At 61.4% G+C, this 22,786-nt stretch carries 13 protein-coding genes, 1 other RNA gene and 4 pseudogenes; 12 read left to right on the top strand and 6 right to left on the bottom strand.

Features of this window, described 5'->3' with window-relative positions:
- The first annotated feature begins 45 nt into the window (after window positions 1–45).
- The 7 genes from VF716_RS12655 to VF716_RS12625 all read left to right on the top strand — a co-directional run bounded on the left by VF716_RS12655 (window position 46) and on the right by VF716_RS12625 (window position 8,022).
- Entirely contained in the window at window positions 46–867 is an 822-nt protein-coding gene (locus VF716_RS12655) for a (Fe-S)-binding protein (RefSeq protein ID WP_013983889.1), read from the top strand.
- Complete coding sequence (locus VF716_RS12650) at window positions 864–2,324, top strand: LutB/LldF family L-lactate oxidation iron-sulfur protein (protein ID WP_011914398.1); 1,461 nt, start codon at window positions 864–866, stop codon at window positions 2,322–2,324. Before VF716_RS12655 ends, VF716_RS12650 begins: the two co-directional genes overlap by 4 nt.
- Window positions 2,321–2,992, top strand: a complete 672-nt coding sequence (locus VF716_RS12645; protein ID WP_192475480.1) for a LutC/YkgG family protein — start codon at window positions 2,321–2,323, stop codon at window positions 2,990–2,992. The genes VF716_RS12650 and VF716_RS12645 overlap by 4 nt, the downstream gene beginning before the upstream one ends.
- Window positions 2,989–5,841 carry an FAD-binding and (Fe-S)-binding domain-containing protein gene (locus VF716_RS12640; RefSeq protein ID WP_196111491.1) on the top strand — a complete coding sequence of 951 codons (2,853 nt, stop codon included), beginning with the start codon at window positions 2,989–2,991 and terminating at the stop codon, window positions 5,839–5,841. The genes VF716_RS12645 and VF716_RS12640 overlap by 4 nt, the downstream gene beginning before the upstream one ends.
- A 181-nt stretch (window positions 5,842–6,022) precedes the next feature.
- Window positions 6,023–6,328: a hypothetical protein gene (locus VF716_RS12635; RefSeq protein ID WP_256044192.1), complete on the top strand. Its 306-nt coding sequence runs from the start codon at window positions 6,023–6,025 to the stop codon at window positions 6,326–6,328.
- Between the two features lie 131 nt (window positions 6,329–6,459).
- Window positions 6,460–6,838, top strand: a transfer-messenger RNA (tmRNA) gene (gene ssrA, locus VF716_RS12630).
- A 98-nt stretch (window positions 6,839–6,936) separates the two neighbouring features.
- Window positions 6,937–8,022 (top strand): hypothetical protein, encoded by a 1,086-nt coding sequence (locus tag VF716_RS12625; RefSeq protein WP_440552729.1) that lies wholly within the window; start codon window positions 6,937–6,939, stop codon window positions 8,020–8,022.
- A 154-nt stretch (window positions 8,023–8,176) separates the two neighbouring features.
- On the opposite strand, the gene istB is transcribed toward VF716_RS12625, so the two are convergent.
- Both istB and istA read right to left on the bottom strand, forming a co-directional pair.
- Complete coding sequence (istB, locus tag VF716_RS12620; protein ID WP_003459721.1) at window positions 8,177–8,980, bottom strand: IS21-like element ISPst3 family helper ATPase IstB; 804 nt, start codon at window positions 8,978–8,980, stop codon at window positions 8,177–8,179.
- Window positions 8,973–10,472, bottom strand: a complete 1,500-nt coding sequence (istA, locus tag VF716_RS12615; protein WP_169873434.1) for an IS21-like element ISPst3 family transposase — start codon at window positions 10,470–10,472, stop codon at window positions 8,973–8,975. Before istA ends, istB begins: the two co-directional genes overlap by 8 nt.
- A gap of 53 nt (window positions 10,473–10,525) precedes the next feature.
- Here istA and VF716_RS12610 point away from each other — a divergent pair, with 53 nt between their 5' ends.
- From VF716_RS12610 to mobH, 5 genes and pseudogenes are all read left to right on the top strand, one after another.
- Window positions 10,526–11,584, top strand: a complete 1,059-nt coding sequence (locus VF716_RS12610; protein WP_440552741.1) for an alkene reductase — start codon at window positions 10,526–10,528, stop codon at window positions 11,582–11,584.
- A gap of 66 nt (window positions 11,585–11,650) precedes the next feature.
- Complete coding sequence (locus tag VF716_RS12605) at window positions 11,651–12,634, top strand: LLM class oxidoreductase (protein WP_015275825.1); 984 nt, start codon at window positions 11,651–11,653, stop codon at window positions 12,632–12,634.
- A 138-nt stretch (window positions 12,635–12,772) separates the two neighbouring features.
- Window positions 12,773–13,078 carry an ArsR/SmtB family transcription factor gene (locus VF716_RS12600; RefSeq protein WP_015275824.1) on the top strand — a complete coding sequence of 102 codons (306 nt, stop codon included), beginning with the start codon at window positions 12,773–12,775 and terminating at the stop codon, window positions 13,076–13,078.
- Window positions 13,079–13,345: 267 nt separating this feature from the next.
- Window positions 13,346–13,840: pseudogene (locus VF716_RS12595) on the top strand (IS66 family transposase); the annotation flags it as partial.
- 179 nt (window positions 13,841–14,019) lie between these two features.
- Window positions 14,020–15,840, top strand: a pseudogene (gene mobH / locus VF716_RS12590) (MobH family relaxase).
- Window positions 15,841–15,919: 79 nt separating this feature from the next.
- Here mobH and VF716_RS12585 read toward each other — a convergent pair.
- From VF716_RS12585 to VF716_RS12570, 4 genes and pseudogenes are all read right to left on the bottom strand, one after another.
- Entirely contained in the window at window positions 15,920–18,571 is a 2,652-nt protein-coding gene (locus tag VF716_RS12585; protein ID WP_049340879.1) for an excinuclease ABC subunit UvrA, read from the bottom strand.
- Window positions 18,572–18,579: 8 nt separating this feature from the next.
- Window positions 18,580–19,156 (bottom strand): annotated as a pseudogene (locus VF716_RS12580) (ATP-dependent DNA helicase); the annotation flags it as partial.
- A pseudogene (locus tag VF716_RS12575) lies at window positions 19,153–20,792 on the bottom strand (VRR-NUC domain-containing protein). The pseudogenes VF716_RS12580 and VF716_RS12575, both read right to left, overlap by 4 nt.
- A gap of 668 nt (window positions 20,793–21,460) precedes the next feature.
- Window positions 21,461–22,600 carry a glutathione-independent formaldehyde dehydrogenase gene (locus VF716_RS12570; protein WP_015275821.1) on the bottom strand — a complete coding sequence of 380 codons (1,140 nt, stop codon included), beginning with the start codon at window positions 22,598–22,600 and terminating at the stop codon, window positions 21,461–21,463.
- Between the last annotated feature and the right edge of the window lie 186 nt (window positions 22,601–22,786).

Raw genomic sequence — 22,786 nt, 5'->3', positions numbered from 1 at the left:
AAAAGCCTGTTTGCGGATAACCGGGCTGACCCGGAGACCAAGCCGATGAGCGAACTCTTCTACAATGCCGCGCCGAACGCCACCCGCGTCGCGCCGCCGCTGCCCAAGCCACGCGAGTATCCAGCCAAGCCGAGCCAGGTCTACCTGTTCGGTACCTGCGTAGTGGATCTGTTCTATCCCGAGGCTGGCCTGGATGCCATCCGCCTGCTCGAGCGCGAAGGACTGACCGTGCACTATCCGCAGGGCCAGACCTGCTGCGGTCAACCGGCCTACACCACCGGCTATACCGACGAGGCGCGCAAGGTCGCCCGCGCGCAGCTGGAGCTGTTCGCCAACGACTGGCCGGTGGTGGTGCCCTCCGGCTCCTGCGCCGGGATGCTGCGCCACCATTACCTTGAGCTGTTCAAGGACGAGCCGGCCACGCTGAAGCAGGCCCAGGCGCTGGCCGAGCGCACCTTCGAGCTGGCCGAGTTCCTGCTCAACGTCTGCAAGGTCGAGTTCAAGGATGCCGGCACACCGACCAAAGTGGCCCTGCATACGTCCTGCTCGGCCCGCCGCGAGATGAACACGCACCTGCACGGCCGCGCCCTGCTCGCCCAGCTGGGCCAGGTCGAGCGTGTCGAGCACGATCACGAGAGCGAATGCTGCGGCTTCGGTGGCACCTTCAGCGTGCGCATGCCCGACATCTCCGGCGCCATGGTGCTGGACAAGACCCGTGCGCTGAAGGAATCCGGCGCGCATCAGGTGGTTAGCGCCGACTGTGGCTGCCTGATGAACATCAACGGCTCGCTGGAAAAGCAGCGCGAATCCCTGCGCGGCCAGCATTTGGCGAGCTTCCTCTGGCAACGCACCGGAGGTGCCCGATGAACGCCGAACAGCGCATCCCAGCGATCCAGATCGAGAACGCCGGCGACCCGGACTTCCGCGCCCGCGCCCGCAAGTCCCTGAAGGACGACCAGCTGCGACGCAACTTCCGCACCGCCATGGATTCGCTGATGACCAAGCGCGCCGCGGCCTTCAGCGATGCCGACGAGCGCGAGCGGCTGCGCGAGATGGGCAACCATATCCGCGCCCGCGCCTTGTCCAAGCTGCCCGAACTGCTGGAGCGACTGGAAGCCAACCTGACCCGCAACGGTGTGAAAGTGCACTGGGCGGAGACGGTCGAGGAGGCCAACAACATCGTCCTCGCGATCGCCCAGGCACGACAGGCGAAACAGGTGATCAAGGGCAAATCGATGGTCAGCGAAGAAATGGAGATGAACCATTTCCTCGAAGGCCACGGGATCGAGAGCCTGGAATCGGACATGGGCGAGTACATCGTCCAGCTCGACCACGAAAAGCCGTCCCACATCATCATGCCGGCGATCCACAAGAATGCCGGCCAGGTCGCCTCGCTGTTCCATGACAAGCTCGGCGTGGAATACACCAAGGATGTCGACCAGCTCATCCAGATCGGCCGCCGTACGCTGCGGCAGAAATTCTTCGAGGCCGATATCGGCGTCTCCGGTGTGAACTTCGCGGTAGCCGAAACCGGCACCCTGCTGCTGGTGGAAAACGAAGGCAACGGCCGCATGAGCACCACAGTGCCACCGGTGCACATCGCCGTCACCGGTATCGAGAAGGTGGTGGAGAATCTGCGCGACGTGGTCCCGCTGCTCTCCTTGCTGACCCGCTCCGCGCTGGGCCAGCCCATCACTACCTACGTCAACATGATCTCCGGCCCGCGCAAGGCGCATGAGCTGGACGGTCCGCAGGAAGTGCACCTGATCCTGCTGGACAACGGCCGCAGCCAGGCCTTCGCCGACAGCGAGCTGCGCCAGACGCTCAACTGCATCCGTTGCGGCGCCTGCATGAACCACTGCCCGGTGTACACCCGCGTCGGCGGCCACACTTACGGCGAGGTCTATCCCGGGCCGATCGGCAAGATCATCACTCCGCACATGGTCGGTCTGGACAAGGTGCCGGACCACCCCAGCGCCTCGTCGCTGTGTGGCGCCTGCGGCGAAGTCTGCCCGGTGAAGATTCCGATTCCGACCATCCTGCGGCGCCTGCGTGAGGAAAACGTCAAGGCACCGGACGACCCGCACAAGGTCATGCGCGGCCAGGGCAGCAAGTACTCGCGCAAGGAGCGGCTGATCTGGGCCGGCTGGCGCCTGCTCAACACCAGCCCGACGCTGTACCGCGTATTCGGCTTCTTCGCCACACGCCTGCGCGGCCTGACGCCATCGAACATCGGCCCCTGGACACAGAACCACAGCGCACCGAAACCTGCCGCCCGCTCGCTGCACGAGCTGGCCCGCGAGCACCTGGAGGGCAAGCGATGAGCGCCAAGGCCAATATCCTCGCCAAGCTGAAGAAAAGCCTGGAAGGCACCACGCCGGTGGTCGATGACTACGACGCGTCGCTGGTCACCCAGCCCTGGAGCTACGCGCCGGAACAGCGTATCGCTCGTCTGCGTCAGCTGATGGAAGCGGTGCACACCGAAATCCACCTGACCACGGACGCCGGTTGGCCCGCCCTGCTCGAGCAGCTGCTGCACGACCGTCAGCTGCCGAGCCTGCTGATCGCCCCGACCACGCCGTACGGCCAGCGCTTCACCGCGCATTGCGCCGGCCGTGAAGGCCTGCCGGCGCTGAAGGCCTACGATCGCCCGGTCGAGGAGTGGAAGGAAGAGCTGTTCAACGACACGCCGGCGAGCCTCACCGCCACCCTCGGCGCCATCGCCTCCACCGGCAGTCTGATCATGTGGCCCACCCGCGAGGAGCCGCGCCTGATGAGCCTAGTGCCGCCGGTGCATTTCGCCATCCTCAAGGCCAGCGAAATTCACGACAACTTCTACGAAATCCAGCAGAAGTTCCAGTGGGCCGCCGGCATGCCGACCAATGCGCTGCTGGTTTCCGGCCCATCGAAGACCGCCGACATCGAGCAGGTGCTGGCCTATGGCGCCCACGGGCCGAAGGATCTGATCGTGCTGATCCTGGAGGACGCATGAACGCCGCCCTGCCCCTGGAACGCACTCCGCTGCGGGCGGCGTTCCTCGCCGAGGTCGAGCGGCTGATCCCTGCCGAGCGCCGCTTTGACGACCCGCTTTCCACCCTCGCCTTCGGCACCGACGCCAGCTTTTACCGGCTGATCCCCAAGCTGGTGGTGCGCGTCGAATCCGAAGCCGAGGTGATCGCCCTGCTCAAGCTGGCCCACGCGGAAAACGTCCCGGTGACTTTCCGCGCCGCCGGCACCAGCCTGTCCGGCCAGGCGATCAGCGACTCGGTGCTGATCGTGCTCGGCGACAACTGGAACGGCCGCGAGATTCGCAACGGCGGCGAGCAGATCCGCCTGCAGCCAGGCGTCATCGGCGCCAACGCCAACGCCGTGCTGGCACCTTTTCAGCGCAAGATCGGCCCTGATCCGGCCTCGATCAATGCCGCGAAGATCGGCGGCATCGTCGCCAACAATTCCAGCGGCATGTGCTGCGGTACGGCGCAGAACACCTACAAAACACTCGCTGGCCTGCGCGTCGTGCTGGCCGATGGCACCGTGGTCGACAGCGAGGATGCCGCCAGCGTTGCCGCGTTCCGCCAGAGCCACGCCGCCCTGCTCGAGCAGCTGGCCGAGCTGGGCCGCGAAACCCGCGCCAATACCGAACTGGCCGCGAAGATCCGCCACAAGTACCGGCTGAAGAACACCACCGGTTTTTCGCTCAATGCGCTGGTCGACTACGACGAGCCGCTGGACATCCTCAACCACCTGATGGTCGGTTCCGAAGGCACGCTGGGCTTCATCAGCGCAGTGACCTACGACACCGTGCCGGACCATCCGCACAAGGCCAGCGCGCTGGTCGTGTTCCCCGACGTGGAAACCTGCTGCCTCGCCGTGCCGGTGCTCAAGCAGCAACCGGTGTCCGCGGTGGAGCTGCTCGACCGCCGCAGCCTGCGCTCGGTCGAGCACAAGGCTGGGATGCCCGAGTGGGTGAAGGAACTGTCGCCGACGGCCTGCGCGCTCCTGATCGAATCACGCGCCGCCAGTCAGTCGCTGCTGCACGAGCAGATCAACCTGATCATGACCTCCATCGCGCACTTCCCGGTGGAGAAACAGGTCGACTTCAGCGAAGACCCGGTGGTCTACAACCAGCTGTGGAAGATCCGCAAGGACACCTTCCCAGCGGTCGGCGCCGTGCGCCAGACCGGCACCACGGTGATCATCGAGGACGTGACCTTCCCCGTCGAGCGCCTGGCCGAGGGCGTCAACCGGCTGATCGAATTGCTCGACAAGCACCGCTACGACGAGGCGATCCTCTTCGGCCACGCGCTGGAGGGCAACCTGCACTTCGTCTTCACCCAGGGCTTCGATGATCCGGCGCAGGTCGCCCGTTACGAAGCCTTCATGGGCGAAGTGGCGCAGCTGGTGGCTGTCGAGTTCGGCGGCGCACTCAAGGCCGAGCACGGCACCGGGCGCAACATGGCGCCCTTCGTCGAGCTGGAATGGGGCAGCGAAGCCTACGCGCTGATGTGGAAGATCAAGCGCCTGCTCGACCCCAGCGGCATCCTCAACCCGGACGTGGTGCTCTCCGAAGACCCGGACATCCACCTGAAGAACCTCAAGCCGATGCCGGCCGCCGACGAGATCGTCGACAAGTGTATCGAGTGCGGTTTCTGCGAGCCGGTCTGCCCATCCAACGGGCTGACCCTGACGCCGCGCCAGCGCATCGTCATCTGGCGCGATATCCAGGCCCGTAAGCGCGCCGGTGTCGATACCACGGAAATAGAGCGGCTCTACCACTACCACGGCGTCGAGACCTGCGCCGCCACCGGCCTCTGCGCCCAGCGCTGCCCGGTGGGCATCAACACCGGCGACCTGGTGCGCAAGCTGCGCGGACGTGAAGCGAGCAAAACCGGCGCCGCCAACTGGCTGGCCGATCATTTCTCCACGGCCGTGCAGGGCACCCGTTTCATGCTGCATGCCGCCAATGGCGCGCACATCATTCTTGGCACCAAGCGCCTGGCCAAGCTGTCTGCGACCATGACCAACGCCAGCAAGGGCCGCGTGCCGCAGTGGACCCCTGCGACACCGCAGCCGCTGCAACGCCTGCATCTGCCCAAACCAGCCGTGCAGGACGAGCGTCCGCGCGTGGTCTATCTGGCCGCCTGCGTTTCCCGCGCCATGGGCCCGGCGGCGCGTGATCAGGAACAGGAGCCGCTGCTCGACAAGACCCGCAGCCTGCTGGAAAAGGCCGGCTACCAGGTGATCTTCCCCGAACAGTTGAACGACCTGTGCTGCGGCCAGCCGTTCGCTTCCAAGGGCTATGCCGAACAGGGCGAACGCAAGCGCCAGGAGATGCTCGATGCGCTGCTCAAGGCCAGTCGGGGCGGGCTCGACCCGATCTACTGCGACACCAGCCCCTGCACGCTGCGCCTGGTCCAGGGCCTGACCGATCAGCGCCTCGACATGTACGACCCGGTGCGCTTCATCCGCACGCATCTGCTCGACAAACTGGACTTCGTCCCGCAGGACAAGCCGATCGCCGTGCACGTCACCTGCAGCACCCAGCATCTTGGGGAAGCACAGGCACTGATCGATATCGCCCGCCGCTGCGCAAACGAGGTGGTCATTCCGGAAGGCATCCACTGCTGCGGCTTCGCTGGCGACAAGGGCTTCACCACGCCGGAACTGAACGAGCACGCACTGCGCAGCCTGAAGAACGCCGTGCAGATCTGCGAGGAAGGCATCTCCACCAGCCGCACCTGCGAGATCGGCCTGTCACGTCATGGCGAGATCGACTATCACGGCCTGGTCTATCTGGTTGACCGTGTAACGCGTCGTAAAACTGCCGACCAACCGCTCTAGCACCAGCGTTACGGCCCCGCTCAGCGGAGCGGGGCCGTTCCGTTTGTGTCGCTTCGATGAACGCTCTTGCGCAATCGCAGTCGGATTTTTAGAGCCCCTGACGGGTTCGATTCGACTCGGCGCCGCCGTTTCAGCAGTTCTCAGGCAGGCCCGGGAAGTCCACAAGACTGGAGGACCCACAATGAAAGTTCATGCACTGCTCGCATCCGCGGTACTGCTAGCCAGCCCCGCCGTCTTCGCACAACAGGATCTGTGCCAGACCAACCTGCAGGAAATCGACGACAACATGGCCACCAACACCGCGACCCTGGGTGAGCCGGCCAAGAGCAAAGTCGAGGAGTATGTCCAACAGGCCCGCCAGGCACAGCAGTCCGGCGACACCGAAGCCTGCATCGCCCATTCCACCAAGGCCCTGCAAGAACTCAAGGGCCCAGGCAGCTCCGGCAGCGGCGGCACCGCCGGCTCCGGCTCGGGCGGCGGCAAATGAGCCAAGGCGGCGGGATCGTACCTGCGATCCTGCCGCTGCAGCTGATCATTTTCTAACCAGCATGATTAAAAAGTGATCGACACGCCGTAAAGATCTCCGTACACTTGTGCCCAGCACCACAAGCTGCACCAGGGGCCGATTAGGATTCGACGCCGGTAACGAAACTTGAGGGGCATGCCGAGTTGGTAACAGAACTCGTAAATAAACTGTTGCAAACCTATAGTTGCCAACGACGACAACTACGAAGGGTACGCGCTAGCCGCCTAACCTTCATCTGGTAGCTTCGGCTCCAGCGGTCACTAGGGGATGCCTGTAAACCCGAAATGACCGTCAGATAGAACAGGATCGCCGCCAAGTTCGCTGTAGACGTAACGGCTAAAACTCATACAGCTCGCTCCAAGCACCCTGCCAATCGGGCGGCGCGGAGTTAACTCAGTAGATCTGGCTAAGCATGTAGAACCAATAGCGGAGAGCTGGCGGACGGGGGTTCAAATCCCCCCGGCTCCACCAATTCAACACTGAAACCCGTCTAGAACGCGGGTTTCAGCCCAGATTTGATGGCATTGGATTACTCACAGTCCGTCTGTGAATCCAAAAGGTATGCCATCATGTCCAAGCGCCAAAGCAAAACGGGTGTCCCCCACCTGGTCTATCAAGCCAACACTGGCTTCCAGTACTACCTCACATTCCCTAAGCATTTCGCGGCCAACCCGAAACTGCCTGCGCAAATCCGGTGGTCGCTCAGCCACGACGAAGCCCTGGCCCGCGATCTCGCTAAGTACCTGAATGCTTCTTTCGAGCAGTTCCTTGCCAAGGCAACCGAGCACTATGTCGAGCTCTTTTCTGACCGCCTGCTGGTTGACCTCCAAAGGTTTCACTTAGCGGTAGCGGAAGCACTCAAATTCGCCGACCGGGTTTGGAAAGTCCGTCCGTCGCCCATGAAGCTCGCGAACCAAGACCTTTCGGTCGCCCACGCTCGCATGATGAAAGAGAGTGCCGAGCGTGTAGTGCTCTATAGCCACGAGCCAGGGGGCGAAATTTTCTTCGCACTGACACCAACGCCCGCACTGGTAAAAGCGCTTGGCGTTGGGTTCGTACGCTTCGACTGGCCGCTCGGAACCTGCAATCACAACGTCGCCAGCGACGCTGCCCGGTACATTTACGCCGCCCTTGATGTGCTTGAGACTGTCCCACCCTCTCCAGGTCGCTACTCGAAAGAATCTCCTGCGTTTGCAGCGATGACGCTTTATGAATACCTGTGCCATGCCCGCCCAGACCAGGGTCGGAATCTCATGCACATCCCCCCAGCACTACCGCAGTCTCGGCAAGCTTTGCATTTTCATCTTCAACAAGCCAACGCGATGCATTTGAAGCTGCGCATCATTGATCGTGCGTTCCTGATGCAGGAAGAGTCCGGGCTTTATGTGATGCTTATCGAACTCGATCCGCTGTGCATGAAAGCGCATCTGAGAGAAAAGAAAAGCTTTCGGATTGAGCTGCTCACTAGCTCCATCATCATTGCGGTCCTCATGCTGACGTATACGCTGCAGAAGGTTGATAAGGTGCTGTTGCGTTACTTTCAGGAAGACGATCACGAAGATCCTTACGCCCAGGCGATGCAGGAGATCGGTGACCTCGTTCGGCGGATGTTGGGTGTTGGCGCTGATGGAAAATTGACCCACCCTGCCGATTGAAATTTGACCCAGGGCGGATTGCTGATTTTGTTACCAGCAACTGTGGATAAGTCTACCAGCGCAGCTGCTGTTGCCCCCACTCCTTCGCTAGCCCAGTTCAGTTGTTTAAGACCTGCCACACGCAGCCATGTAGCAGGCCGTCGTCGCCATGAAATCAGAACGGCTCATCGTCCTCCGGTTCCTGGCCGCCCTTACGCTTTCGCTCCCGTGATTTGATCTTGGCCTGGGCCGCCAAGCTACTGTGTTGCAGGCGATAGGACTCGTTACCGGTTTCGACGATGTGGCAGTGGTGGGTCAGCCGATCCAGCAGGGCGGTGGTCATCTTGGCGTCGCCGAACACGCTCGACCATTCGGCGAAGCTCAGGTTGGTGGTGATCACCACGCTAGTGTGTTCGTACAGCTTGGACAGCAGGTGAAACAGCAACGCACCGCCAGCCTGGCTGAACGGCAGATAACCCAGTTCGTCGAGGATGACCAGATCCATGCGCAGCAGTGCCTGGGCGATCCGCCCGGCTTTGCCGTCGTGTTTTTCGCGCTCCAGCAGATTGACCAGATCGACCGTGGAGTAGAAGCGCACGCGCTTACCGTGCCGGGTGATGCCGGACACGGCCAGCGCGGTGGCTAGGTGGGTTTTACCGGTGCCTGGCCCACCGATCAGCACCACGTTCTGCGCGGTGTCGGTAAAGCTCAGATTGGCCAGCTCGCTGATCAAGCGAGCGTCGGCGCTGGAGGCGCTGAAGTCGAAGCCGGCCAGATCGCGGTGCATCGGCAGCTTGGCCATGTTCATCTGGTGGCTCACCGAGCGCATGGCGCGATCTGTGTGCTCTTGTTCCAGCAGGTGTTCGAGCAGCCACTTGGACGAGGCTGTGTTCGACTCACCCTGAGCAGTTAACTCCGCCCAGGCCGTGGCCATGCCGTGCAGGCGCAGCTCCTTGAGTTCCGCCATCAAATCACGCATGACCGACCTCCTCGGCCTGGCCACGCAGGCGGTCGTAGCGCGCCGTGTTAGCGACGGGGGCTTCCTTGAGCGACAAGTGGGTTTCGACGCTGGGTGGTGGTTCGGATGCTGTCAGCCGTGCCACGACATTGAGGATGTGTTCGGCGCTCAGGCTGCCGCTCTCCAGTACCAGCTCAACGGCTACCAGCACGGCATCGAGCCCGGCGACCGGTACGGCAGCCAGAACTTGCGCCATGATCCGGTCACCGCCGGCATGACGCCCCAGACCGTGCTTAAGCTGACGCAGCGGCGCCGGCAGATCAGCAAAGGGCGCGCCGTTGCGCAGCGCACCGGGCTTGCGTTCGATCAGCGGGAGGTAGTGCTGCCAGTCATAGCTGACCTGGTCGCGATCCAGCAAGCGGACATGGCTGGCGATCAGCGCGTCGTCAGCCACCACCTCGATTCGCGTCGGATACAAACGGCTGCTGACCCACTTACCCGCGTACTCACACGGCACCGAGTAGCGGTTGCGCCCGACGCTGACCAAGCAGGTGCTGGAGACCCGCGCAGGCCGCTCGACGTAACCGTCGAATGGCGCTGGCACAGGCATCAGTTCAGCGCGCTCCAACTCCAGCACTTCGGCCACACTCAGCCCGCTGTATTGAGGGTGCGTCAGCTCGTTCCAAAGCGCGCGGCAGCGCTGGCCCAGCCAGGCATTGAGTTCCTCGACGGAGTGAAACTGGCAGTCCTGGGCGTCTAGCCAGATACGCCTGCGGCTGTCTTGCACGTTCTTTTCAACGATGCCCTTTTCCCAACCAGCGGCGACGTTGCAGAAGTCCGGATCGAACAGGTAATGCGCGCACATCACCGCAAAGCGCGCATTCACCGCCCGGCCTTTGCCCTTATTGACCTTGTCGACGGCGGTCTTCATGTTGTCGTAGATGCCCCGGCGCGGCACGCCGCCCAAGGAGCCGAACGAGCGTGTATGGGCGTCAAATAACATCTCATGGCCCTGGCTCGGATACGCCACAAGCCAGAACGCACGGCTGGCACACAGCTTCAGATGTGCCACCTGCATACGCCGGTAAATGCCGCCGACCAGCAAGCCTTCCTCGCTCCAGTCAAACTGAAACGCCTCGCCAAGAGCAAAGGTCAGCGGCACAAAGGCCTGCGACGCCTTGCCCTGTCCCCCTCGCCAGGCACGGATAAACGCGGTGAGCTGGCTGTAGCCACCGTCATAACCTTCGGCTTTGATTTGCGCCAACAGCGCCTTGGCACTGCGCTGCTGTTGCTTGGGCCGCAGCGAATCGGCTTTTAGCGCCTGCTCTAGCGTGGCGTGAAAAGGGCTGAGTTTGTTGAAGATCGCGCGGCGTTGGTAGACCGGCGGCTTGGCCTCAGGTGCTCTGACCCACTTGCGAATCGTGTTGCGCGCCAACCCGGTGCGCTTGGCTATCTCATGCAGCGACAGCTTGTCGCGGAAATACATCCGGCGGATTTTGCCCATCATTTCCATACTGATCACCCTGTGTTCTCCTGCTCAAAAATTGAGCAGGAGCAGTTGAACACCTGGGTCAGTTTTCAGTCGGCAGAACAGCCTCTACTGGGTCAGTTTTCGGTCAGCGGCAACACACATATTACCGTCAGCGCAGCGGTGCTGGCTTCATGGTGACCGAGGGCACACAGATCGAACCCCGAGGACAGGGTTATGCCTGGACACCTGGCATTCATAGCCCGGAACAGATACAAGGCTGGCGTAAGGTCACCGACGCTGTTCACGCCGAAGGGGGGGTGATCTTTGCTCAACTTTGGCATGTGGGCCGCGTGTCGCACACGTCGCTGCAACCCGGTGGTGAAGCGCCCGTCGCGCCATCAGCCATCCGCGCGGACAACGTCAAGGTGTTCATCGAAACTGGCCCCGGCACGGGTACACTGGCCGACCCTTCGACCCCACGAGCCCTGTCCACCAAGGAGGTAAAGGAACTGGTTGAGCTCTACGCCCAAGCAGCCCGAAATGCTTTGGACGCAGGTTTTGACGGGGTGGAGCTTCACTGCGCGAATGGGTACCTGGTAAACCAGTTCATTTCGGCGCATACCAACCAGCGTGATGATGAATATGGCGGTTCGCTGCAGAACCGTCTTCGCTTCCTGCGCGAAATCACCCTCGCCGTTGCTGGTGTCGTCGGCAAGGAGCGCGTTGGCGTTCGCTTCGCCCCGCTGTTCGCGACCACAGACGAAGACCGCGTCTACCTTGGCCTGGTCGAAGAAGATCCTCACCAAACCTACATCGAGGCAGTGAAGATCCTCGAGGAAGTAGGCATTGCCTACCTGTCGCTCGCCGAAGCCGATTGGGAAAACGCACCCGAGCTGCCTGAGACGTTCCGGGAAGCTGTTCGTAAGACCTTCAGCGGCAAGATTATCTATGCCGGCAAGTACACCGCTGAACGAGGAAATCGCGTGATAAAAGCTGGCTGGGGCGACCTGATCGCTTTTGGCCGCCCCTTCATTGCGAACCCCGACCTGCCCGCTCGTATCGCCAACAACTGGCCGCTTAACCCAGTTGATCCAAGCAGCATGTACGGCGGTACCGATAAGGGCTACACCGACTACCCGACTTACAAATCCTAAACGCTCAGAGCCACGCCCCATAACTCAGGGGCGTGGCTCAGCGTTTGCTGACCGAGGAAGTTAAGCATGTACCAACCGAGCACGATCCCCTACCAAGAGCATAGGGGATTCAAACGAACCTTCAGGCAGGGTCATCTAAGCCTTGGGCTGTTCTTTCCCCTGGAGGCTTTCGAAGGTGATACACCGAGCATGCTAGATCAGGTCGCGCTGGCCAAACGTGCAGAGGCACTTGGTTTTTCGGCGCTCTGGTTTCGCGACGTCCCGCTCAGGGACCCAAGCTTCGGTGATGTCGGCCAGGTTTTCGACCCTTGGGTGTATCTGGGCTACATCGCAGCCCATACAACAAAAATCGCACTAGGCACCGCCTCCATCGCCCTTACTTTGCGTAATCCCTTGCACACGGCAAAGGCCGCAGCGAGCATTGATCAATTGAGCGGAGGTCGCTTGCTCCTGGGAGTAGCCTCTGGCGATCGTCCCGTGGAGTTTCCCGCATTCAGCGTTGATCCAGAACAGCGTGGCGAGACCTTTCAAGAAAACCTCAATGTGATACGCCAAGCCCATCGAACACACTTCGAGCCCATTCGCTGGAGTCACGGCGAGTTACTGGGGGCCGATCTCGTTCCCAAACCTACGACTCGGGAAATACCGCTATTCGTAACCGGACACAGCCGCCAGCCGCTCGATTGGATCGCGCGTGAAAGCCATGGATGGATCAACTATCCACGTCCGCCAAAAATGCAGCGACTCATCGTGGAAGATTGGCGACAGGAAACGGCTAAACAATGTGGCACTATCTACAAGCCGTTCTTGCAATCGCTGTATATCGACCTGGACGAACACCCATCCACGCCACCCTCGCCTATCCATCTAGGATTCCGACTGGGACGTAACCACCTGCGGGCCTTGCTGGATACACTTCAGGAAATCGGTGTAGATCACGTCATCCTGAACCTCAAGTATAGTAAACGCCCCGCAGCAGAGGTTATCGAGGAACTTGGCAAACATATCGTCCCGCAATTCGGCGCACAGGTGCCCGATAGTCCTACCTGACAGGACAATAGGATTCCAGTCCAAACCAGCCCGTCATTGCGACGGGCAGGCGCGCAGAGATCATGGCGAAGCCTTCCAATTTGATGCGCGAATCAGGAAGATATCTAGATATCGAAAAAAACAGGTCTCAAAAAATTCATGACTATTGACGTCAACGAAGCCCTGAAAGCATTGGCGAACCCGATGCGCCTTGCCATCCTCAATTGGCTCAAGGATCCCAGGACAGTCTTTCCCGAGCAGGAAGTCGACCCAGAAACGGTAGGCGTGTGCGTCAGTATCATCCAAGAGCGCACGGGCCTCTCGCAGTCAACGACATCGCTTTATCTCGCAGCTCTACAGCGCGCGCAATTGGTGACATCGCAGCGGATCGGCCCCTGGACCTACTACAAACGCCACGATGAGAATATCGATGCCTTCTTCAAGGCGCTGCAAGAAAGAATCTAGGGCTGCACACCCTTGTATTTCTGACTGATTTCAGTCTTTGCCGATGTCAAAAACAGCAATCTGACCAAATAACGATCAGATCATCCGAAGCTTCGAGTGATCGAACAGCATTACCAGTGATGCGGTGCGCGGAAAAAACGCTCCTATAGCAAAACTGCCATTTGACAACGCTGAAACCAGGGGCTGTACACGCAAAAGACAGCACACTCCAGAGAGGGACGCGCAGCCCTTCAAGTGCTCTTCTACGGCCAACCTTCTTTAGGGGGCAGCCGCCACGGCGTCGACATCCCACGCCAGCCCCTGGCGCGTTGGGTGATCCAAAGTGGCGAGCAACTGCAACCGTTGCTCAACCTGATGCGCGACAAGCTGCTGGACTACCCCGTGTTGCACTGCGACGAAACGCGCTTGCAGGTGCTGCATGAACCGGGACGAGACCCCTCGGCACAATCCTGGATGTGGGTGCAAAGCGGTGGGCCGCCGGACAAGCCGGTGATCCTTTTCGACTACACAGCCAGCCGCGCGCAGGAGGTGCCGCTACGCCTGCTCGATGGCTACCGCGGCTACCTGATGACCGACGACTACGCCGGTTACAACGCCGTGGCTGCACGCGACGGCATCGAACGCCTGGGCTGCTGGGCGCATGCGCGACGCAAGTTCGTCGAAGCCCAAAAGGTGCAGCCCAAGGGCAAGACTGGGCGTGCCGACGTGGCGCTGAGCCTGATCAACAAGCTCTACGGCATCGAGCGTGACCTGAAGGACGCTGACCATTCCATTCCAGCGGGTTCCCCATTGACGCTGGAGCCGCATCCCATTTCCCGCTATACCGAAGCGGTTAAAGGCCAAAGGGCCGAAACGGCAAGGGAATGGGGGTGCAAGGGGAAAGGCCCTACCTCGAAAAGGCGAAAAGGCATCCCGGCCGGCCCCCCCCAGAGGACACCCACATGCTCTCCCTGTTCCAGCGAAAACGGCCTCCGGTCACTGCCCCATCACCAGCGCCCGCCACCGACCTCCCCAAAGGGCTGCTACGGCCCGAATCGGCCGCATCGCTGCTGGCGACACCGCGCCGACAGAAGCTGCTGGAACACATCTGGCAGCGCACGCCGCTGGAGCGCTACGCCGAGCTGGTCCAGCAATTCCCCGCTTCCGAGAGCCATCATCACGCTTACCCCGGCGGCATGCTGGATCACGGGTTGGAGATCGTCGCCTATGCGCTCAAGCTGCGGCAGTCCCATCTGTTGCCCATCGGCGCCAGCCCCTAAGACCAGGCGGCGCAGTCGGAAGCCTGGACCGCCGCCGTTGCTTACGCCGCGCTGCTGCACGACATCGGCAAGGTGGCCGTCGATCTGCTGGTCGAGCTGGCAGACGGCTCGCTGTGGCATCCCTGGCACGGCCCGCTGCACCAGTCGTACCGCTTCCGCTACCGCGAAGACCGCGAGTACCGGTTGCACAGCGCCGCAACAGGGCTGCTCTACCGCCAATTGCTCGATGGTCCGCTCCTAGACTGGCTCAGCGGCTATCCGTCTCTGTGGGCACCATTGCTCTACGTCTTGGCCGGGCAGTACGAGCACGCCGGCGTGCTGGGTGAACTGGTCGTGCAGGCTGATCGCGCTTCTGTGGCACAGGAACTGGGCGGCGATCCCGCGCGCGCCATGGCCGCGCCCAGGCACGCGCTGCAACGCAAGCTGCTGGACGGGCTGCGCTTCCTGCTCAAGGAACAGTTGAAGCTGAATCAGCCGGAAGCCTCCGATGGCTGGCTCACTGAGGATGGGCTGTGGCTGGTGAGCAAGACTGTCTCGGACAAGCTGCGCGCGCACCTGCTGTCTCAGGGGATCGACGGCATTCCTGCGAACAACACCGCAGTCTTCAACGTGCTGCAGGACCACGGCATGCTCCAGCCTACCTCAGACGGCAAGGCGGTCTGGCGCGCGACCGTGACCAGTGCGACCGGCTGGTCCTACTCGTTCACCCTGTTGCGCCTCGCGCCCGCGCTGATCTGGGAATCCGGCGAGCGGCCAGCGCTTTTCGCAGGCACGGTGGCGATCGACACGACGCCAGCGGAAACCAACGGCAGTGCACCAGGCACACCGCCCGCGGTCGTGGGGCAGCCAACCCCCGAAGGTCTGGAGACTCCCCCTTGGGAATGCCCTCGCAGCGATACCGCCTTGCCGACTGCGGCCCCGCCCGTGCCCGACGTCATGGAGGACATGCTGCCGATGGTTGGATTGGATGGCACGGCCGACATGGGGAAGGGTGAAGAGCCAGTGGAGAAAGTCCCTGCCCAGCCTGACGTTCCTGCCCCAACCACAGCCGCAGCGTCTCCCTTGCCACTTACCCCTGCGCCTGGACCTGCATCAACTCCAATAGTCGCGATACCATCCGGGGAGCATTTCATGACGTGGCTGCAACAGGGAGTCGCCGCGCGGCGACTCATCATCAACGACGCCAAGGCGCTCGTGCATACGGTGAGCGACACCGCCTACCTGGTCAGTCCCAGCGTGTTCCAGCGCTATGCGTAGGAACATCCCCAGGTGGATGCGCTGGTCAGGCAGGACAAGCAACCGGATTGGCCGTGGGTGCAAAAGCGCTTTTAGAAACTGCAGCTACACCGCAAGCACCCAAATGGCCTGAACATTTGGACCTGTGAAGTCACGGCCCCGAGGAAGTCCCGCCGACTGCATGGCTACCTCCTCGAAAATGGGTCCTTGGTATTCGCCGAAATACCGCCCAACAATCCCTATCTTGCTCTGACTCAGGAAGGATGACGCGACTCGGGCAGCGACCGTCACCACCGTGTGGCGACGATCAATGCCCCGCGAAGCTGGCAACATTTGGCGAACTAAGCTACTCGGCCCGCGCCAACTCCCGTGCAAGGAACGGAGCGGTTCGGCTGCCAGACTTTCGGGCCACCTGCTGAGGGGAACCCGCCACCACGATGCTGCCGCCGGCAGCGCCCGCGCCTGGCCCTACGTCAATCACCCAGTCGGCTTGGGCCACCGCACGCATGTCGTGCTCGATCATCACTACGGTATTGCCGGCATCGACCAGGCGCTGCAACTGCACCAGCAGCCGGTCGGCATCCGACGCGTGCAGCCCGGTGGTCGGCTCGTCGAGCACGTACAGGCTTCGGCCGCGCTGGCTGCGCTGAAGCTCGGTCGCCAGCTTGATGCGCTGCGCCTCGCCACCGGAAAGCTCAGTGGCCGGTTGCCCCAGGCGCAGATAGCCCAGTCCGATGTCGCGCAGCAGTTGCAGGGGCCTTGCCACCGCGTCTTCACCCGCGAAGAATTCGCTGGCCTCGTCCACGGTCATCTGCAGCACCTCGGCGATGTTGCGCCCGTTCCACTGCACCTTCAGCGTGGCCTCGTTGTAGCGCGCGCCATGGCAGGTCGGGCACGGCGCGTACACGCTAGGCATGAACAGCAGTTCCACGCTAACGAAACCTTCGCCCTCGCAAGTCTCGCAGCGCCCCTTGGCGACGTTGAACGAGAACCGTCCGGCATCATAGCGGCGGCGTCGAGCATCGGGCGTGGCGGCGAACAGCTTGCGCACATGGTCGAACAGACCCGTGTAGGTAGCCAGGTTCGACCGCGGCGTGCGCCCGATCGGCTTCTGGTCCACCTGCACCAGGCGCTGTATGGCGTCCACGTCGCCCGCCAGATGGCCGCCGGTCGCTTCGACCACTGCCGGCCCTTCGCTGGTGGCGCTTTCGGCGGCATCGTCTTCAGGCTCGTGGCCCAGGTGCAGCAGCACCAATTCCGGCAGGGCCTGCGCGACGAGGCTGGATTTGCCGGAGCCAGAGATGCCGGTAACGGCTGTCAGCACGCCCAGCGGAATGCGCGCATCCACGCCATGCAGGTTATGGCGGTGGATGCCCTGCAGCTCCAACCAGCCGGTCGCTTCGCGTGCTCGGCTTCCGGGTGCGGGAATTTCGTCGAACAGGTAACGTGCAGTACGCGATTCGGCAATCTTGCGCAGGCCATCCGGCTCGCCGCTGTAGAGCACGCGGCCGCCACGCTCCCCGGCATCCGGCCCGACATCCACGAGCCATTGCGCGCGGCGCATCAGGTCCAGGTCGTGCTCCACCACAAACACCGAGTTGCCCGCGTCGCGCAGCCGGTCGAGTGCATCGTACAGGGCCTGGCTGTCGGAGGGATGCAGGCCCGCCGAGGGTTCGTCAAGTACGTACACGACGCCGAACAGCAGGGAACTTAATTGCGTGGCCAACCGCAAGCGTTGCAACTCGCCGGCCGAAAGCGTCGGCGTGGCCCGGTCCAGCGTCAGGTAGCCCAGGCCTAGCTCGCGCAGTTGGCGCAGGCGCGCCATCACGCCTCCAGCCAGGCGCTGTGCGGCGAGGCGCTTTTCTTCCGACAGCGCGGAGGTACGGCGCACGTCGGGCGATACCGCATGGACCGCATGGCCGGTGGCAGCGCGTTCGGCACGCTCGCGCCGGGTCGCTTCCTTGTCCGTAGCCGCACCCGCTGCATGGGCGCGGAAATCGCCCTGTGCGATGGGTTCGAGCAATGCCGCCAAGTGGTCCAGCGGCATCTGCATAAACGCGCCGATGTCCACCCCAGCGAAGGTGACCGACAGCGCTTCGGGCTTGAGCCTCTTGCCGTGGCAGGTGGGGCACGGCTTGCCCTCCATGAACCGGGATACGCGCTTTCTCATCAGCGCGCTCTGGGTATTGGCGAAGGTGTGCAACACATACCGCCGGGCGCCGGTGAAGGTGCCCATGTAGCTCGGCTCCATCTTGCGTTTGAGCGCGGTACGGGTTTCGGCAGGCGTGAAACCGGCGTACACCGGCACCGTTGGTGTTTCCTCGGTGAACAGGATCCAGTCGCGATCCTTTTTCGGCAGGTCCTTCCACGGCCGGTCAACGTCGTAGCCCATGCTGACCAGGATGTCGCGCAGGTTCTGGCCCTGCCAGGCGGGTGGCCAGGAAGCAATCGCCCGCTCACGGATGCTCAGGGAGGGGTCGGGCACCATGATCGCCTCGGACACCTCGTACACATGACCCAAGCCGTGGCAGGTCGGGCACGCCCCCTGCGGCGTGTTCGGCGAAAAATCCTCGGCGTACAGCATCGGCTGATTGGCGGGATAGGCGCCGGCGCGCGAATACATCATCCGCACCAGGCTGGACAGGGTGGTCACACTGCCCACGGAGGAACGCGCATTGCTGGACCCCCGCTGCTGCTGCAGCGCCACCGCTGGTGGCAGGCCGTCGATCGCATCTACGTCCGGCACGCCCGCCTGGTCGATCAGGCGCCGTGCATAGGGGGCCACCGACTCAAAGTAGCGTCGCTGCGCCTCGGCATAGATGGTGCCGAAGGCCAGCGAGGACTTCCCGGAGCCGGAGACACCCGAGAACACCACCAGCGCATTCCGCGGGATAGAGACGTCCACCTCTTTGAGGTTGTTCTCACGCGCGCCACGCACCTGCACGAGGCCGCTGGCCGCAGCGGTACAAGAGGATTCACCGAAAGTATTGTTTGGCATGTTCTTATCCTGTAGTTCGCCCCGCTCAGGACGGGACTTCCTGAGTGGTAGGGAAAACTGATGCTCTGCAGATGCTCGTCACGCTTGATGCGGTGCTTCTTCCTGTTCAGCCCCGCTCAGAAACAATTGGCACTGCTGATTGAAGAAGTCTTCCAGTTCAGCGGCTGTGAAGTGGTCGCTGAAGGCATGCTCGGCGTGACTCATCACGTCGAAATACACCACAGCCAATTCCAACTCTTCCAGCTCAAGCTGCTGGCAGAGCAGCCAGCCGTAGACCTTGACCTGCGCCCAATGCAGCAGCCGGTGGTTGGCCGGAATGCGGCTGATATCGCCACGGTGGGTTTTGATCTCTTCTAGGCGCCGCTCTTGCGGATCGTACCCGTCGGCCCTGCCGCCGACCAGCAGGCCGGGGTAGCTGCCACTTAGAGGTAACTCGGCGATATAGCCGTCTCCCCGCCGATCAACCACTGTCTGGTGCCCAGCCATGCCTTCCTGAGCGGTGGGGGAAGGGGTGAAGCGCAGATCCAGGTCACCTTCCTTGGCGGTGAACTCGCACAGTGCCCGCACCGCTACCCGATAGCTCATGCCTCAGCCCAGCGCACGTAGCAAACTACAACGGCGATACCGTGCTCAGCCGCGAAACTGAGCCAGCGTTTCTGGTTGTCCTGCAGGCGGTCGCCGGGGCCTTTGACCTCAATCATCCGGTAGCGATGTTCCTGCGGATAAAACTGGATCAGATCGGGCATGCCGGCGCGGTTGGCTTTCAGATCTCGCAGCAGGCGGGTAAAACAGGCGTGCAGGTGTGCAGCGGGAATGCACTGCAGGGCTAGTTCCAGGCGCGCCTCATCGAGCATGCCCCAAAAGACGAAGGGTGATTGCAGGCCGAACTTTTCCTGATACCGAGCCTTGATCAATTGCCTGTAGTCGGGTTGTTCAAGTTGTAGTAGACAGCGTTTGAACAGGTGTTGGCGGCGCGCATAAAAGTCCGGGCTGTGCAGGTCCACCGGGCCACTGTGGAACGGGTGAAAAAATGACCCCGGCAGCGGTGCGAAGATCGCCTCCCAGCACAGCAAGCCGAACAGGCTGCAGAGCAGGGTATTTTCCACATAGTGCACCGGAGCATCATCCTGCTGCAGGTGATCACGCACAGCTATCTCCACACTGCCATGTGTCGGCGCCGGCAATACCAAGTCGATGCGGGTTTCGCTCGCAGCCTTGGGCTTTTTCACCATCTGCAGGCCGAGCTTGCGCTGCAGGCGGGTGAGGGCTCGTTCCAGGCGCTGGCTTTCTTCATCGCTGCCTGGGGTTTGGCTAAAGGCCAGGGCCTGATCATAGGCCTCGGCATCGCGCCCCAGTTGTTCCAGTACGCGAATCTGTCGCCAGCGGGCTTCGCCATGCGCGCTTTGCTGATAAAGCAGCAGGGCCTGCTCCAGCTCACCGCTCCTCTCCAGTTGCTGGGCGATCTGAAACAGCAGGCACGATTGGCGGCTGCAAAGGTATGGGTTGCTTGAACTGAACGCCAGCAACGGCGGTACAATGTCCGCCAGGTCTGCGCCTTGCTCAACGCTGACGCGTAACTGGCGCAGGTGCAGGTAATCCTCAAGATCCTGGCGGCACTGAAAACCACGTGACTCCGGGCCTATATCCACCGATTCGTAACGGTAGATCCCCAGATCCGTCAGCACGAACTCGGACCAGTCCTGAGCCAGATTGCCAAAGAACATCAGGCGCAAACGATCACACAACTCGCCCACCATCAGGCTGAGTAACTGATCATCCAACATAGGGCACCAGTCCGTGAAGGTCTGGGCAGGTAGCTCCATTGCGCGCAGTTGTTCGAGCAGCTCGGCCTTTTTCTGCGCCGCGCGGCGGTCTGTGAGCGGCATATGAGTCAGCACCTCATCCTTGCGCAGCAGCTCGGCAATCTCATCGGCTGTGAGCAGCGCCTGCTCGGTGATCCATCCCTGTTCAAGCAGTGGATCGGCAGCAGCCAGGCAGTCGCCGATTTCCGGGTAAACGAGCTTGCTCAGACGAAAATGACAGCCCTTGCGCTAATCATGCGCACCAGCAAGGCCTGGGATGGCCAGGGCAGGGTATTGAAGGTGTCGAGAAAGGCACGTTCTTCATCCGCCAGTAGATCTGCATAGCGCTCAGCCACCCAGGCGAGTGCCGTACGGAAATTGCTGAGGTAGTAAAGCTCAGGGGCTAACGAGACGGACATGGTAGTGATCACTGTATTCTTGTACAGGATTGTCCGTGTTGCGGTGCCGAGGATCAACTGGCGCAGAAGCTGACGGTATCAGCAGGTGAAAGTGGCCAACTCCAGCCCGATGCTACTGGCGACTCCCGGCCGGTATCTGCCTGTCGCGTTAGGCAGGTACCGGCCGAGACTGTGTAAAAACGTTTTCAAGTGCGGCAGGTACTCAAACACAAGCTAGAAATCGTGCATCTGGGAGAAATCCACATTTGCTGACGTGCCGATAAACTCCAGATTTCACGTAGACGCGAGTACTTCAATTTTGACGAAGCGTTTTTACACACTCTGGGCCAATAGCGGTCAGTCGCGATACCATAGAGATGATTCACCATAAGGCAGCGACTGGAGCTCACGCAGCAATAATCCTTAGATCCATTGCTAACTGACTAATACAAGATGCTGCTTGTTGGCAGATTCGATTCGTTCTCTCATCAGGATCACAAGCCGTCGGTACTCAAGCTTAGGAACAGCATGGCGATTGGCAGATTTCCAAAGTCGCCATGAGTCGCTCAGAACGATGTTTCATGACCGGCGAAACTTGGATCCTGCCTGAGCATCATTGATGCTCGCATGGATTCGAACGATACAGCATCCGAGTAGCCGCCCCGAGCAGGAGACGGCTACTCAAAACACTAAGCCGCAGGCTTCATCACAACCTTCGTCCACCCCTTGTCTCGTGCATCGAAGTGCTTATAAGCACTTGGGCCATCATCCAGCTTCAATCGATGGGAAACGATCTGCGAGGGTGCGGCACGCCCGTGATGAATTAGCTCAGCCAACTGGCGGTTGTACGCCTTGACGTTGGCTTGCCCGGTGCCGATTTTCTGCCCTTTGAACCAGAAGGAACCGAAGTCGAAAGCCATCTTCCCTTCTTTGGCTAACTCGTTCTTGGCACCCGGATCTTGGGGAACGAATAGCCCGACTACTCCGATACCACCGGTTGCCTTGGTCGAGGCGACGAGGTTGTTCATGGTCAGGTGATTCACCTCGTGGCCATGTTTGTCGCAGCACTGGTAGCCCACGCATTCGCACCCACGATCCGTGCCTTTACCATCGGTGTAATTCAGGATTTCATCGACAGCCTTCTGCTCGACGGAATTGATTGGCGTGGCCCCCATCTGGGCAGCCAGTTTCAAGCGGTCTGGTTGATCGTCTATTACGAAGACCTGCGAAGCGCCTTGGATAAGCGCGGAGTGCGCCGCCATCAAGCCGACCGGGCCTGCGCCGTAGATGGCAATGGACTCGCCTGGTTGCAGCCCCGCCAGCCTTGTTGCGTGCCATCCCGTGGGGAAAATGTCGGAGAGCATGACGTAGTCGTCCTCGCGCTCCTTCGCATCCTCAGGCAGCACGAGACAGTTGAAGTCCGCGAAGGGAACTCGCAGCAGCTCGGCCTGGCCACCGTCATAAGTGCCCATCTCTGCAAAGCCGTAGGCGGCACCAGCGCTGCCTGGATTGGCGGTCAAGCAATAGCCGGTAAGTCCTTTCTCGCAGTTTTCACAAAAACCACAGCCGATGTTGAAGGGCAAGCAGACCATGTCTCCAACCTTAACGCGCTCAACTCCTGCACCTACCTCGACCACCTCACCGAGGTTCTCGTGACCGAAGACTCGACCCGTCTCGAAGGTGGTTCTGCCTTCGTACATGTGCAGATCGGAACCACAAATATTCGTGGATGTGACTCGAACGAGAGCATCCGTTGGTCTCTCGATCTTCGCATCTGGGACGTTCTGGACGCTGACGTCACGCGGGCCGTTGTAGACGATTGCTTTCATCTGGGTTCTCCAAGTCAGTTCAAAGGAGCGCCGATTGCGCTTTCGCTCCTACCTTGGTTCGTCTCCCATACAACGCGCGTTGTTCAGGAAAACTGGTCAAAGCCTGACGGGCGGTACCGCGTTCGAGGCTGATGCAACAGCTCTAAAACGACCATTTTCCTCTATTGAAGCGCACGTCGCCGTTGC

The organism is Stutzerimonas sp. Brlt_14 (genome assembly GCF_051948915.1).
In the GTDB taxonomy this organism is placed as follows: Bacteria; Pseudomonadota; Gammaproteobacteria; order Pseudomonadales; family Pseudomonadaceae; genus Stutzerimonas; species Stutzerimonas stutzeri.
This window is presented reverse-complemented; position numbering and strand designations above follow the sequence as displayed.